Source organism: Kitasatospora sp. NPDC088391 (genome assembly GCF_044753345.1).
Taxonomy (GTDB): domain Bacteria; phylum Actinomycetota; class Actinomycetes; order Streptomycetales; family Streptomycetaceae; genus Kitasatospora.
The window spans coordinates 508155-521499 of the sequence record NZ_JBIVNB010000004.1; the positions used below are offsets into that span (position 1 = coordinate 508155).

Below are 13345 nucleotides of genomic sequence, written 5' to 3' on the forward strand. Positions count from 1 at the left end.
CGTCGGCAACAGATTGACTTAGGTGAGCCTTACCTAAATAATCGGGGTGATTCGATCTCTGGAGGCACACCCGATGTCCAACCCCGCCCAGCAGCCGGCCCCGTTCTCCACCGTGCTCCGCACCGCGAGCGCCGAGGAGCACCAGGCGGCCGAACAGTCCTCCTTCATGAGCGACCTGCTCGGCGGCCGACTCGGCGTCCGGGCCTACACCGACCTCACCGGCCAACTCCGCTACGTCTACCGTGCCCTCGAATCCCACCTCGACACCCTCGCCGGGCACCCCGCCGTCGGCCCACTGCTGCACCCCGCCCTGCTGCGCACCGCCGCGATCGAACGCGACCTCGACCACCTGGCCGGCCCCGACTGGCGTGAGACCCTCACCCCGCTGCCCGCCACCGCCGCGCTCGCCGCCCGGATCGAGGAACTCGCCCGCACCTGGCCCGCCGGGTACCTCGCCCACCACTACACCCGCTACCTCGGCGACCTCTCCGGCGGCCAGATCATCCGCGGCGTCGCCGAACGCACCTGGGGCTTCGCGCGCAAGGGCGACGGCGTCCGCTTCTACGTCTTCGAGGAGATCGACAACCCCGCCGCCTTCAAGCGCGACTACCGCGCCGGGCTGGACGCCGCCGGCGGGACGATGGACGAGATGGAGCGCCGCCGGGTCGCCGAGGAGTGCAAGCGCGCCTTCGTCCTCAACGGTGCGATCTTCACCGAACTCGCCGCCCGCTACCCGCTGAGCGCCTGAACCCGCTCCGCTCCGGGGCCCGGCCGGGGAGTCGTCCTCCGTGCCGGGCCCCCGCGCGTGCGGCGGCGGAAGGCCGCCGGGCCCGGGGCGGCTGCGGGCCCCGGCGCGGGCTCGGGCATCATCGACGCCATGAGCGACGCGCGCAACGACCGGCTGGCCCACCTCTGGCAGGACTTCCTCGGCCTGCCGTTCCCACAGGGCTGCTACCGCAGGTCCCCCGCCGGGGAGGACCTGGTCCTGCTCGAAAGCCACCTGGCCGGGTGCGTCTCGGCCGCCCTCGCCGGAGCGCTCGACGACCGCCGCCGGGCGGCACTGCGCACCGGCATCGCCACCGTCCACCGGATCCTCCCCGAACTGGCCGACGACCCCGAGGCCGCCGACTACTTCACCCGCCTGCGCGAACTCGCCGTGCTGGCCGGGGAGCGCTGACCCGCCGCCACCGCAACCTCCGAGGCCCGTACGGGAGTTCCGTACGGGCCTCGGTGCGGTTCGGGTCAGTCGCCGGGTGCGCCCTCGGGGGCGCTGCCGGTTTCGGCGCCGGTCAGCGGGACTGCTCGGCGGACGGGCGGCGGCGCACCAGGACGGTGGTCGCCCCGCCCAGCAGCAGCAGGCCCGCCGCCGTCGCCAGCATCGGGACGGCGCCCGTGCTGCCGGTGGAGGCGAGTTCGGCGCCGCCGGAGGTCGACAGGGTCGCGCCGCCGACGGTGGAGCCCGCGGTGTCGCCGCCGCCGGTCGGGGCGGTGCCGGTGCCCCCGCCGGTGGTCGGGGTGGTGGACGGCAGGGTCGCGTCCCGGTCGAAGGAGAGGACGGCGGTCAGCGGGTCCAACTGCTCGCCCTCCGGGTAGCGGCCGAACAGCGGCGCGGCCTCGGCCGTCAGCGTCGCCGGGACCTGGCGCAGCGTCACCACGCCGTTCACCGGGCGGAAGTCGGCCCCCGAGAGGTCCAGCTTCGCGAGCCGGGCCCCCGTCAGCTCGACCGCCGCGCCGCCCGAGAGCGACCTGGCGTGCGCGTCGCCCACCAGGTACGCCCCCGAGGCGTCCACCCGGATGCCCAGGTTCGACAACTGGGTGTCCAACTCGTAGTGGCCGTCCGCGGCCTGGTGGCCGAGGAAGCGCACCGACCCCGCGAAGTGCGCCGACAGCGCGTGGGTGTCGGTGCGGTAGCTGCCGGTGCCCGAGCCGAACCGGTAGTCGGCCGCGCCGCCGCCGAACTCGACCTTGCCCGCCGCGATCGGCCCCGTCACGTAGGTCCGGAACTTCTCCTTGACCCCCCACTCCAACCGGCCGTCCACGATCGGGAGTTCGTTGCTCGCCGGGGTGGTGGCGGTGGAGGTGGCGGAGGCGGACGGGGACGGCTGGGTCGAAGGGGAGGTGGAGGCCGAGGGGGAGGTGGAGGTGGAGGGCGCGGTGGAGGGGGAGGCGGAGGTGCTGGGGGACGTGCTGGGGGAGGCGGAGGGAGAGGCGCTGGTGCTGGGGGCGGGGGTCTGCTTGAGGGTGATGGACAGCGGGTCGAGGGCGGTGCCGGCCGGGTAGAAGCCGGCGAACGCCTTGGCGCCCTCGGCGGTCAGGGTGGCGGCGGTGGCGCCGCCGTCGGTGGTGTCGCGGGCGACGGTGAAGGTGGCCAGCGGGACGTCCTGGCGGAGCGTCGGGGCGGGCGCGCCGACGGTCTCCTTGGATGCGGTGTCGGCGGTCAGCGTGCCGGTGGTGCCCGAGGTGGTGATCCTCAGGTCGCTGAAGGCGACGTCCAGGGCGCCGCCGTGGGCGAGGAAGCGGACCCCGCCGTCGAAGGCGGCGTTCAGCCGGTGGGTCGACAGGTCGTAGCCGGCCGAGGCGAGGTTGAAGTGGTAGGACCCGTCCGCGTTGACCTTCGCCCCGTCGGTCAGTTCGACGCTGCCGCCGCCGGTCGGGCCGGTCACGTAGCTGCGGAAGCCGGCCTTCACACCCCAGTCGAGCGAGCCGGTGTCGTAGCTGACGGAGGTGGGCGCGCCGGCGCCGAAGGCGAGCGAGGGCAGGCCGAAGGCGGTCAGGCCGAGACCGGCGGTGGCGGCGGCGAGGGCGGCGAGGCGGGTGCGGTTGCGGTGCTGAACGGGGGTGCGGGACATGGGTGTTGCTCCGGGAGGTGAGGAGGGGGTGGTTGCGGGAGGGGGCGGCCAGGAGCGGGGCGGTGTTGCCGGGCCCCGCTGGTCGTCTGCGGGGTCGGCGCCGCCGTTCCCCGGGCCCCTGGCGGGGCCGTTGGGCGGGGTCGTCAGGTGCGGTGACGGCGGCGGCGACGGAGGAGGACGGTGGTGGTGGCGGTGGTGAGGGCCAGGGCAGTGAGGGTGATGAGGAGGGTGGGGGCGGTGCTGCGGTGGGAGGCCGGGGTGGTGGCCAGGGGGGTGGTGCCGGGGCTCGGCGGGGGGCTGCCGAGGTCGGGGAGGGGCGGGAGGGTGGCGGTGGGGGTGAGGGCAACGGCGAAGGTGAGCGGGTCCATCTCGGTGCCGGCCGGGTAGAGGGCGCCGAAGGCCCGCGCGCCGGCGGGGGTGAGGGTGAGCGGGAGCTCGGCCGCGGTGAGCAGGCCGTTCTCGGTCTTCAGGGCGCGGGCGTCGAAGGTGGCGAGTTCGGTGGCGGCGGCGGTCCGGGTGGTGCCGTCCGGGGTGCGGCCGGAGACCTCGACGGTGAGGGTGCCCCGGTCGCCGTCGGTGGTGACGTGCGGGGCGGCCAGGGTCAGGTCCAGGCCGAGGGTGTCGCCCTGGCGCAGGCCGGTGAAGCGGACGGCGCCGGTGAAGGCCGCGTCCAGGGCGCGGGTCCCGGCGTTCCAGGTGCCGTGTGCGGGCGTCCAGCGGAAGAAGGCCCCGCCGTCCGCCGCGCCGCCGCCGGGCTGCCAACTGCCCTGCGCGATCGACCCGGTGACGTAGTCCCGGAAGGTGCGCCGGACGCCCCAGTCGAGCGCGCCCCGGTCGAAGGCGGCGGCGGTGGGCGCGGGAGCGGCGGGGGCGGTGTCGCTCGGCGCCGGTTCGGCGGTGGTCGGCTCCGCGGTGGCCGGGGCGGTCGCGGTGGCGGCCGGGGGCTTCAGGGTGACCGAGAAGGTCAGCGGGTCTAGCGCCGTCCCGGCGGTGTAGAAGCCGCCGAACGCGGTGGCCCCGGCGGCGGTCAGGGTGGCGGGGACGCTGCTCAGCGTCATCGTGCCGCCGGCGTTCTTCAGGTCGACGCCGGCCAGCGAGAGGTCGGCGAGCCGGGTCTGGCTGGTGCTGGTGGTCTGTCCGGTCTGCCGGGACTTGGAGCTGACGTCCGCGTAGAGGGCGGCGCCGTCCGGCCCGGCCTTGACGGTGGGTCGGGAGATCGACAGGTCGAGCGCGTTGGTCCCGTTCTCCTGGTGGCCGGTGAAGCGGACGCCGCCCTGGAAGGCGGCGGAGAACCGTCCGGTGGCCGGGTCGTAGCTGCCGGTCGCGGAGTGGAAGCGGAACACCGAGCCGCCGACCGTCGCCGCGCCGCCGGTCAGCGCCCACTTGCCGTTGGCGATCGGGCCGGTGACGTACGTCAGGAAGGACTGCTTGAGCCCCCAGTCGAGCCGGCCCCCGGAGACCGTCGGGTCGGCCGCCGCGGCCCGGGCGGGCAGCCAGAGCAGGGCGAGCAGCAGGGTCAGGGAGAGCGCGAGGGCGGTCCGCGGCGGGCCGGCCGGGCGGCGGGGTGGTACGGGGGGCCGTCCGGGGACGGGCATGGCGGATCACTCCTCGGCGGAGGGGAGGCGGGCAGGTGGCGACCGGGGGACCGGGGGAGCGGCCCCCCTGTCAGAGTGAGGTAAGGCTAACCTAATATATGAGTCAAGCGTCCCGTCCGCGGCCCCTCGGCCGACCCCGACCGGACGTCAACGCACCCAGAAAGGCCCGAGGTTGAGCCGCACCCCCGCATCCAGGACCAGAACCGCCCCCGCCGTCCTGCTCGCCGTCCTCGGACTCCTGCTCGGCGCGAGCGCCTGCGCCACCGGCGAAGCCGCCCCCGCCCCCGCCGCCGCCACGGGCAGCGCCGACCCCGACCGGGTCGAACCACTGCCGCCGCCGCAGCCCCGACTGCCCGTCACCGTCCCGTCCGCCGACGGCCGCCAGGTCACCGTCACCAGCGCCGACCGGATCATCCCGCTCAACGGCAGCCTCGCCGAACTGGTCTTCAGCCTCGGCCTCGGCGACCGCGCCGTGGCCCGCGACGTCTCCACCACCTTCGAACAGGCCGCCGCGCTCCCCGTCATCACCCAGGCCCACGAGGTCTCCGCCGAAGGCGTCCTGTCCCTGCACCCCACCGTGGTGCTCGCCGACCGCAGCACCGGCCCTGCCGAGGCCGTCGCCCAGATCCGGGCCGCCGGCGTCCCGCTGATCGTCCTCGACGACGCCAAGCGGATCGAGGACATCGACAGCCGGATCGACCGGGTCGCCGCCGCGCTCGGCGTCCCCGCCGCCGGGACGGAGCTCAAGGAACGCACCGACCGCCGGCTCGCCGAGGTCCAGCAGCGGCTGCCGGCCGCCGCCGACCGCCCCAAGGTCGCCTTCCTCTACCTGCGCGGCAGCGCCTCGGTGTTCCTGCTCGGCGGCCCCGACTCCGGCGCCCCCTCGCTGATCGAGGCCGCCGGCGGCCGGGACGCCGGCACCGCCGCCCACCTCACCGGCGACTTCACCCCGCTCACCAGCGAAGCCCTGGTCCAGGCCGCACCCGACGCCATCCTGGTGATGAGCAAGGGCCTGGCCTCGGTCGGCGGCGTCGACGGCCTGCTGAAACTCCCCGGCGTCGCCCAGACCCCCGCCGGACTCGACCGCCGGATCGTCTCCGTCGACGACGGCCGCCTGCTCTCCTACGGCCCGCGCACCCCCGAGGTGCTGCGCGACCTCGCCGCCCAGCTCCACCGGGGGACCACGTGACCGCCACCCTGCCCGCGACCGCTCCCGGCAGCCCCGGCACCCCCGGCAATCTCGGCAACCCCGCGAAACCCGTGCCGCCCGCGCCGGGCAGGGCCGTCCGCGACCGCCGCCCCCTGCTGCTGGCCGGCCTGTCCGCCGCCCTGCTCGCCGTCGCGCTGCTCGCCGCCGGCACCGGCGCCTACGCCGTCCCGCTCGGCGACATCCTCGCCTCGCTCGCGCACCGCGCCCACCTCGGCGGCCACGCCCTCGACCGGGTGCCCGAATCCGTGCTGTGGAACGTCCGGCTGCCCCGGGTCGTGCTCGCCCTGCTGGTCGGCGGCGCACTCGGCTGCGCCGGGACGCTGATGCAGGGCGTCTTCGGCAACCCGCTGGCCGAACCCGCCGTCATCGGCGTCTCCTCCGGCGGCGCGGTCGGCGCCGTCGCCTGCATCGTGCTCGGCCTCGACGCCCTCGGCTCCTGGACCGTCACCGCCGCCGCGTTCGCCTCCGGCCTGCTCACCGTCGGCGCCGTCTACGCCATGGCGCGCAGCGGCGGACGCACCGAAGTGGTCACCCTGCTGCTCACCGGCATCGCCGTCAACGCCTTCTGCGGCGCCCTGATCGGCCTGCTGCTGTTCACCGCCGACACCGCCGCGATCAGCCAGGTGACGTTCTGGCAGCTCGGCTCGCTCGCCCAGGCCAGTTGGACGAAGGTGCTGGCCGTCCTGCCGTTCGCCGCCCTCGGCCTGGCCGTCGCCCCCCGCTACGCCCGCCGCCTCGACCTGCTCTCGCTCGGCGAAGGCCCCGCCCGCCACCTCGGCGTCGACGTCGAACGGATGCGGATCGTGCTGATCACCGTGGTCGCGCTGCTCACCGCCGCGGCCGTCGCCGTCAGCGGCATCATCGGCTTCGTCGGCCTGGTCGTCCCGCACCTGCTGCGGATGCTGGCCGGCCCCGGCCACCGCTTCCTGCTGCCCGCCTCCGCCGTCGGCGGCGCGCTCGTCCTGGTCGCCGGCGACCTCGCCGCCCGCACCCTCGCCGCCCCCGCCGAACTCCCGCTCGGCGTCCTCACCGCACTCATCGGCAGCCCGTTCTTCTTCTGGCTGCTGCGCCGCACCCGACGCCGCCAGGGAGGCTGGGCATGACCGGACACCTGCTGGAGGCCGAGGAGGTCGGCCTCGTCCTGGCCGGGCGCCCGCTGCTGGCGGACGTCCGCCTCACCGTCGGGGCGGGGGAGATCCTCGCCCTGCTCGGCCCGAACGGCGCGGGCAAGTCCACCCTGCTGTCGGTGCTCGCCGGGGACCGCAGGCCCAGCACCGGCGAAGTCCGGCTGGACGGCCGCCCGCTGGCCGCGCACCGGCCGCTCGAACTCGCCCGCCGCCGCGCCCTGCTGCCGCAGCACCACGAGGTGGCGTTCCCGTTCCCGGCCGGCGAAGTGGTCCGGATGGGCCGCGCGCCCTGGGCCGGCACCCCCGCCGCCGCCGAGGACGACCGGGCGGTGGCCGCCGCCACCGCCGCCACCGACTGCGCGCACCTCGCCGCCCGCCCGTTCACCGCGCTCTCCGGCGGCGAACGGGCCCGGGTCGCGCTCGCCCGCGTCCTCGCCCAGGACACCCCGCTGCTGCTGCTCGACGAACCCACCGCCGCGCTCGACCTGCGCCACCAGGAACTCGTGCTGCGGACCGCCCGCGCCCGCGCCGACGCCGGAGCCGGTGTGATCGTCGTCCTGCACGATTTGACGCTGGCCGCCGCCCACGCCGACCGGATCGCCCTGCTGGACGCCGGACGCACCGTCGCCCTCGGCCCCACCGCCGACGTCCTGGACGCCGCCCTGCTCAGCCGGGTCTACCGGCACCCCGTGGAGGTGCTGGCGCACCCGCGCGGCGGCGCGCCGATCGTGCTGCCCGCGCGCCCCCGGGAAGCAGATTGACGGATCGTCGGCCCGGGAAGATCCACCGATGGTGGACGACCGATCGGGCGGAACCCCGGCCGCCCGGCGGTCCGGGCGGGTGATCCGGGCGGTCCGCCCACATGACCGGGCCCATCGCGGGAACGCGCACCAGCAGGAACCGGACCACCGGAGGCACCGCATGCAACTGACCATGCTTCTGCTGCTCACCCCCCTCGTCCTCGCCGCGGCCGTCACCGCGACCCGCGCCCCCGCCCGCCGCGGCCGCCACCGCGCCGACCCGCGCGAGCCCCGCGCCTGAGCCCCGGGCACCGTCCGCGGACCCCGCCGCCCCGGCCCCGCGCCGAGGCGGCGTCAGTCCGGGGCGATCGTCCGCGAGGTGAGGAGGGCGACCTCGTACAGGTGCCGCCAGCCGATCTCGTGAGGGGCGGAGAGTTCGGCGCTCCCCGTCGGCACTCCGGCCCGCGCCCGGCGGATCAGCTCCGGGTCGCGGGCCGGAGCGGCGGTCGCGGCAGCCAGCCTGAGCAGTCCGAGCTTGACCGACATGCCGGGCTGGGTGCGCAAGTGCTCCTCCTTCGCGAGGTCGAGCAGTTCGATCGCGAGTACGAGCAGCCGGTACGCCTCGGGATCGCGCAGCATCGCGCAGAGCCCGGCCCGGAGGCCGAGGTTGTGAGCGGTGGAGACGAGGCCCTGGGGGTTGAGCGGGGAGTCCCGGGCACCGTCGACCAGCGGGCGGAGCACCGAGGCTGCCTCGGCCCAGCGGTCCTGATGGGCCAGCGACTCGGCCAGCAGGCCGTTCGCGTCGGTGCGCTGCAGGAGCGGGAGCCTCGGATCGGCGAGGAGCGCACGGCAGCGCTCCTCGATCTGACGGGCGGAGAGGGCCTCGGTGGTCAACGAGGTGGTGAGGCGGCGCAGTTCGGCGCCGATCCGGCTCTGCGGGGTCTCCGGGAGCTCGTCGCACAGACTCCGCAGGTCGTCGAGCAGGCCCGCGGCCTCCGGGCCCGGACACTGCCTGCCGATCACCCGCCGAAGGGTCGTCAGGGCGTTGGCGACGGTGTTCACCACGTCGTTCGGGCAGGACGCCTTCAGGGAGCGGGCCAGGTCGCGGACCCGCCCCAGTTGTGCGAGGACCTCCGCGTCCGGGGCCTGCTGGAGGTGCGCGAGATCGGCGAGCGCACCACGGGTCTTGAGCTCCAGGAGCGGTACGGGCACCTCGCGTTGCAACAGGTGGTCGAGTTCTGCCTCGAAGCACGTCCGAGCCGCGCCGAACTCGCCCAGGCCGGACAGGACACCGCCCAGGTTTCCCCAGAGCAGAGCCAGCTCGTCCGAAGCGATGCCGAGCCGCCGGGCATGGTCGGCCACGCTCTGGGCGTGCGGCAGCACGGCGAGCAGATGGGTTTCGTCGGCCTGCTCGGCGAAGGCGGAGAGCCATCCCTGGGTGTGGAGCGCGGCCCGTTCGAGGTGGAACCGGGCCTGCGTCCGCCCTGCTCCGTCGGGCTTCCCGGCCTCCAGCAGCGTGCGCACCACGTGCTGGACGATCTCGTTGACACCGACGGTTTCGTCGATCCCCTCGGTGTGGGCCGGGGACCACTCCTGCGGAGGTTCCGTGCACAGGGGGTCGTCACGCTTCACCAGGGACTCCGAGCGGAGTGCCCGGTGCACGTCGTCCGCGTTGAAATCGTTCTCCGGACTGTCCACCAGGACCAGCGGCGCCTGCTGGCCCGTCCTCAGCACCTCCTCCCTCGGCACCAGGACGGTGGCGAGGAGCAGTTGGACCGGGATCCGGGGGGCCGCGAAGTACGCCGCCGCCGCCATCGACGACAGGGCGGTGGCGGCCACGTCCGGGTGCCGGCCCGGGGCCGTACGGGCCAGCCTCCCCAGGGCCAGCCGGATCGCGCCGACCAGGGTGTCCGGGTACCCGGACGGGACGGAGTCGGCATGGTCGAGCGCCAGGGCGCGGATCCGCTCCAGGTACCGGGGGACCTCCGCGAGGCCGCGCTCGCACCCGGCGAGGTAGCCGCAGGCGAGTTCGAGGGCGAGCGGCCAGCGCTCCAGGACGGCGGCCAAGCGGTCGGCGTTCCGCCGCTCCTCGCCGGTCAACGGCGCGCGGGCGTCCGGCCCGGTGGTCAACCGCATCCGCACCAGCTCGGCCGCCTCCTCGACGGAGAGCCGGTCCACCTCGATCCGGCCCGGATGGGTCGCCCAACCGGCCTGGTCGGTGGAGGTGATGACCAGATGGCCGCGCCCGGCGGCAGGCAGCCAGGGATGCAGCTGCCGCCGGTCCCGGGCGTTGTCGAAGACCATCAGCCAGCGTTCGGCGGTGGTGGCCAGCAGGGCGTGGACCTCCTGCCGCAGCCCGGACCCACCGTCGGGCGCGGGCCTCCTGTCGGCGGTCAGCGAAGTCCGGACCTGCTGGAAGGCGCCGAGCAGCGCAGCCTCGCTCTCCGCGTCGACCCAGAAGATCCGGTCGTACGAGTCCGCCCGGTCGTGGGCGAAGGCGGCGGCGAGGCTGGTCTTCCCCATGCCGGAGAGGCCGAGCAGGGCGCAGCTCGACACCGTCCGCCCGGCCGCTTCGGCGCCGAGGGCCGCCGCGATCCGCTCCAGGACGTCCGGCCGTGGAAGATCGGGCGGCGCGGGCACGCGCCCGACCATGAGACCCCAGTCGAAGACGCCGGAATCCTCGGCCAGCAGCTGACCGGGCGTCAGCACCTCGGCGCGGAAGTCCGCCAGCGTGAAGACGCCGCCGCCCTCGCCACCCGCCCGCCGGAAGATCTCCCTCACCAGGTGGTTGGACATCCGGTCGGCCGAGCGCAGCCCCGAGCCGTGACGGTGCCGCGACCGGACCGCCCGGATCCGTTCCCGCAGTTCTTCGTGCAGCCGGTACCGGTCGCGGGAATCGGCCTGGACCCGGGCACGCCCCAGCCCCCGCAACTCCTCGGGCGTCAGGCCGGCCACGGTCGACCGCAGGGGGCTGCGGTCGAGGACCGACCGCTCCAGGTCCGACCCGAGCCGCTCGGGCTCCGTGCGGGACAGGACCTGGTTCAGCAGGGCAGCCTTGGGGTGCAGCCGCAGATTGGTGACGAGCCGATAGGCGTCGGCGTCCGGATGCGCCCTGACCATGCGAAGCAGCACGGCGAAGGCAGCGGGCCCCGACATCACGACCCCGGGCCCGCCGGACTTCACCTGGGCCGCGAGCACCGGGCTGCCCGACTCGCGCACCAGGAAGAAGTCGACCGCGTCCGGGTCGACCGTGTCCGTGCCGTCCGCCGCCGTGCCGTCCGCCGCCGTGCCGTCCGACGGGATGCCGGAACCCCCGGGAACGGTTTCGATCAGCGCTGCCGCCACCTCGCTCCCGCCGTCGTCGGCCGCGTCCAGCAGGGCCTCCAGCGTCACCAGGTACTGGTACTGGAACCCGTCCGCGGCCGCCCGGCCGCCTCGTTCCGCCATGATTCCCGCCCCTTTCGGTTCTTCCCGTCGCGCAGACTCCCCGTCCGGCGCCGGCGAGGTACTCCAGGAAGCCGGACCCGGTGGAGACGCCCGGCTCCCGGTGGATCTGCTCCTTCTTCACGGAATGTCCGGAGCACGGACAGCGCGTTCGGCACGGCTCGCTGCGCAGTCGAACGGATTCCGGTCGTACCACCGGTGGTACACGGGCGTGACGGTATCGTGCGGGTAGGAACAGTGGCACGGGGGCGCTGCGGTGAGCGAGACGGACGGGCGCGGGGACGTGGTGCGGGCGGCGGTCGAGGCCGGTGTCGCCCGGTTGGGGGAGGCCGGGCGCGGGGTGCTGTACGTGTGCGGTCCCGCGGGCAGCGGCCGCAGTGCGGTGCTCGCCGGGATCGCCGCCGCCGATCCCGGGGCCGTCCTGGTCGACGCCGCGGGGCGCGGTGTCGCCTCGGTGGCGGACGAACTCGCCGAACGCGCCGGCCTGTTCGGCGGACCCGCGGGCCGCCCGGCCGGGCCGGTCCCGCGCGCCGGGCAGTTCCGCACCGTCCTGGTGGCCAACGCGCACCTGGCCGGCCCGTACGTCGACGGCCCCGCCCCGCCCGGCTGCTGGGGCTCCTCGGCGGCCTGGCCGCGTCCTCCCGGCCGCGCTGGCTGCGCCTGGTCGTCGAACGGGAGCCCTTCCCCGCACCGCCCGCCCCGCCCCGGTCGGGCGTCTGGGCGGACGTGCTGGAGCTGACGGACCGTCAGGACGACGATTCGGAGAGGTAGTTGCCCGCCGGGGCGGCCGCCGCGCTGCGGGCGCTCGCCCACGCCCGGCTGCGCCTGGTTCCGGCCGAGGGCTGGGACGAACTCTGCCGGGCCGCCGACGTCGACCCCGCCGAGCGGCGGGCCGCCGCCGACTCCCACTGGGTGCTGCGCCGCCCCGACGGCTTCGCCCTGCACGCCCGGGCCCCCGTCGAGGAACTGCGGCAGGGCCCCGGCCCGTCCTCCGCCGCCGTCCACGCCCGGATGACCGACCGACTGCTCACCGCCACCGGCCCGGTGACCGGGTGGGCCGCCCGCTCGCTGCCCGGCCACGCACTGGCCGCCGGACGCCTCGACGGGCTGCTGGCCGACCCCCGCGCACTGGCCCGGGTGCCGCAGGACGCCCTGCTCGACGCGCTCGACACCGCGTACGAGGGCCGCACCGCCGAGCACGGCAGCCACGCCGCCGCGCTCGCCTACCTGGCCGGCCTCGCCCTGGACGGCGTCCCGCACGGCGAGTGGGTCGCCCGGCTCGCCCACGACGCCCGCCTGCGGGGGCAGTCCGCGCGCGCCGAGGCGCTCGCCGCGGCCTGTCCCGAGCCGCTGCCGTTCCGCACCGTCTGGGCGCACTGGCGTCCCAACGGTGACTCCGACCCACTCGCCGACCCCTGGCACACCGCCGAGATCCACACCGTCGCCGCCGCCGAGTACCGGGGCGTCCCCGCCGTCCTGACCGAGGACGAGGACGACGTCCGGTTCGTCCGCTCCGCCGCCACCGGCGTCCTGCTGGCCGGCCCGCTCGACACCGACCCCGCGGACCTGCGGCGCACCCCCGGCCCCGACCCGGCGGTCCGGTCGCGCGGCCGGGCCACCGAACTCACCGACCGCTCCGGCGCCCCGCGCACCTTCCGCCACCCCGACGCCGACGAGTCCGGCGCCGTCGGCGCGTTGCTGGTCCTCGCCGACGAGCGCGGCGCCTGCGCCGTCCGGGTCGACCCCGACCTGCTCGACCCGCGCCCCCGCCCGCCCGGCAACCGGGTCGGCCGGCACCTCCGGCTCGCCCCGCGCCGCCACGACCCCGCCGACCTGCCGCCGCTGCCCGACCTGCTCACCCGGGTCTTCGGCCCGCACCGGCTGCACCGCTTCGACCCCGCCCCGGCCACCGTCACCGACCCGGTGGCCCGGGACCTGCTCGCCACCGTCGGCCTGCCCTCCTTCGAGAGCGGCGCCGGCTACTGGCTCACCCCCGAGGACGGCCTCCCCGAACAGCCCTGGGCACCCCGGCCCGGGGCCGAACGGCCGCCCGGCGCGGGCCCGTTCCACCTGATCGGCGGCTGGCTCGGCGCCCACCTGGTGCTCGACGGCAGCGACGGCCGGGTGCTGCGGATGATCCCCGCCCACTGGCCCGCGGACTCCTTCCCGGCCGAGCCGCTGATCGGCACCACGCTGCCCCGCTTCCTGACCGCCGTCGCCCTCCAGGAGCAGTACCGGGCGCTCGACCGGACCTCCGGCGCGCTCGACCGGGACGAACTCGCCGCCGAACTCGCGCTCCGGCTGCCCGGGATCGATCCCGAGGCCGTCGCCACCGACAGCTGGCAGCACGTCCTCGGCTCCGACTTCTGAGCCCGACCGG

The 13345-nt window shown here is 75.9% G+C and carries 10 protein-coding genes; 7 read left to right on the forward strand and 3 right to left on the reverse strand.

Annotated features, from left to right (window positions below; translation table 11 throughout):
* Positions 1 to 73 precede the first annotated feature (73 nt).
* Both ACIQBJ_RS15465 and ACIQBJ_RS15470 read left to right on the forward strand, forming a co-directional pair.
* Complete coding sequence (locus ACIQBJ_RS15465; RefSeq protein ID WP_400709144.1) at positions 74 to 748, forward strand: heme oxygenase (biliverdin-producing); 675 nt, start codon at positions 74 to 76, stop codon at positions 746 to 748.
* Between the two features lie 129 nt (positions 749 to 877).
* Positions 878 to 1177: a hypothetical protein gene (locus ACIQBJ_RS15470; protein ID WP_400709147.1), complete on the forward strand. Its 300-nt coding sequence runs from the start codon at positions 878 to 880 to the stop codon at positions 1175 to 1177.
* A gap of 112 nt (positions 1178 to 1289) precedes the next feature.
* Here ACIQBJ_RS15470 and ACIQBJ_RS15475 read toward each other — a convergent pair whose 3' ends face one another.
* Both ACIQBJ_RS15475 and ACIQBJ_RS15480 read right to left on the reverse strand, forming a co-directional pair.
* On the reverse strand, positions 1290 to 2849 hold the full coding sequence (locus ACIQBJ_RS15475; protein ID WP_400709150.1) for an HtaA domain-containing protein: 1560 nt from the start codon (positions 2847 to 2849) through the stop codon (positions 1290 to 1292).
* A gap of 143 nt (positions 2850 to 2992) precedes the next feature.
* Positions 2993 to 4444 (reverse strand): HtaA domain-containing protein, encoded by a 1452-nt coding sequence (locus ACIQBJ_RS15480; RefSeq protein ID WP_400709153.1) that lies wholly within the window; start codon positions 4442 to 4444, stop codon positions 2993 to 2995.
* Between the two features lie 172 nt (positions 4445 to 4616).
* On the opposite strand from ACIQBJ_RS15480, the gene ACIQBJ_RS15485 reads away from it, so the two are divergent.
* The 3 genes from ACIQBJ_RS15485 to ACIQBJ_RS15495 all read left to right on the forward strand — a co-directional run bounded on the left by ACIQBJ_RS15485 (position 4617) and on the right by ACIQBJ_RS15495 (position 7542).
* A complete protein-coding gene (locus tag ACIQBJ_RS15485; protein WP_400709156.1) occupies positions 4617 to 5633 on the forward strand; it encodes a hemin ABC transporter substrate-binding protein in 1017 nt (338 codons plus the stop codon).
* Positions 5634 to 5704: 71 nt separating this feature from the next.
* Positions 5705 to 6757: a FecCD family ABC transporter permease gene (locus tag ACIQBJ_RS15490; protein WP_400709791.1), complete on the forward strand. Its 1053-nt coding sequence runs from the start codon at positions 5705 to 5707 to the stop codon at positions 6755 to 6757.
* Complete coding sequence (locus ACIQBJ_RS15495; RefSeq protein ID WP_400709159.1) at positions 6754 to 7542, forward strand: heme ABC transporter ATP-binding protein; 789 nt, start codon at positions 6754 to 6756, stop codon at positions 7540 to 7542. The genes ACIQBJ_RS15490 and ACIQBJ_RS15495 overlap by 4 nt, the downstream gene beginning before the upstream one ends.
* Positions 7543 to 7875: 333 nt before the next feature.
* Here ACIQBJ_RS15495 and ACIQBJ_RS15500 read toward each other — a convergent pair whose 3' ends face one another.
* On the reverse strand, positions 7876 to 10968 hold the full coding sequence (locus tag ACIQBJ_RS15500; RefSeq protein ID WP_400709162.1) for a hypothetical protein: 3093 nt from the start codon (positions 10966 to 10968) through the stop codon (positions 7876 to 7878).
* A 253-nt stretch (positions 10969 to 11221) separates the two neighbouring features.
* Between ACIQBJ_RS15500 and ACIQBJ_RS15505 the strand changes: the two genes are divergently transcribed.
* Both ACIQBJ_RS15505 and ACIQBJ_RS15510 read left to right on the forward strand, forming a co-directional pair.
* Positions 11222 to 11704, forward strand: coding sequence for a hypothetical protein (locus tag ACIQBJ_RS15505; RefSeq protein ID WP_400709165.1), 483 nt, complete (start codon positions 11222 to 11224; stop codon positions 11702 to 11704).
* A 32-nt stretch (positions 11705 to 11736) separates the two neighbouring features.
* A complete protein-coding gene (locus tag ACIQBJ_RS15510) occupies positions 11737 to 13335 on the forward strand; it encodes an SUKH-4 family immunity protein (RefSeq protein WP_400709168.1) in 1599 nt (532 codons plus the stop codon).
* Positions 13336 to 13345: the final 10 nt, after the last annotated feature.

What these genes read in the sequence shown, in the direction of transcription:
- ACIQBJ_RS15465 (WP_400709144.1), top strand. Translation starts at nt 74, where the DNA reads ATGTCCAACCCCGCCCAGCAGCCGGCCCCGTTCTCCACCGTGCTCCGC.
- ACIQBJ_RS15470 (WP_400709147.1), top strand. Translation starts at nt 878, where the DNA reads ATGAGCGACGCGCGCAACGACCGGCTGGCCCACCTCTGGCAGGACTTC.
- ACIQBJ_RS15475 (WP_400709150.1), bottom strand. Translation starts at nt 2,849, where the DNA reads ATGTCCCGCACCCCCGTTCAGCACCGCAACCGCACCCGCCTCGCCGCC.
- ACIQBJ_RS15480 (WP_400709153.1), bottom strand. Translation starts at nt 4,444, where the DNA reads ATGCCCGTCCCCGGACGGCCCCCCGTACCACCCCGCCGCCCGGCCGGC.
- ACIQBJ_RS15495 (WP_400709159.1), top strand. Translation starts at nt 6,754, where the DNA reads ATGACCGGACACCTGCTGGAGGCCGAGGAGGTCGGCCTCGTCCTGGCC.
- ACIQBJ_RS15500 (WP_400709162.1), bottom strand. Translation starts at nt 10,968, where the DNA reads ATGGCGGAACGAGGCGGCCGGGCGGCCGCGGACGGGTTCCAGTACCAG.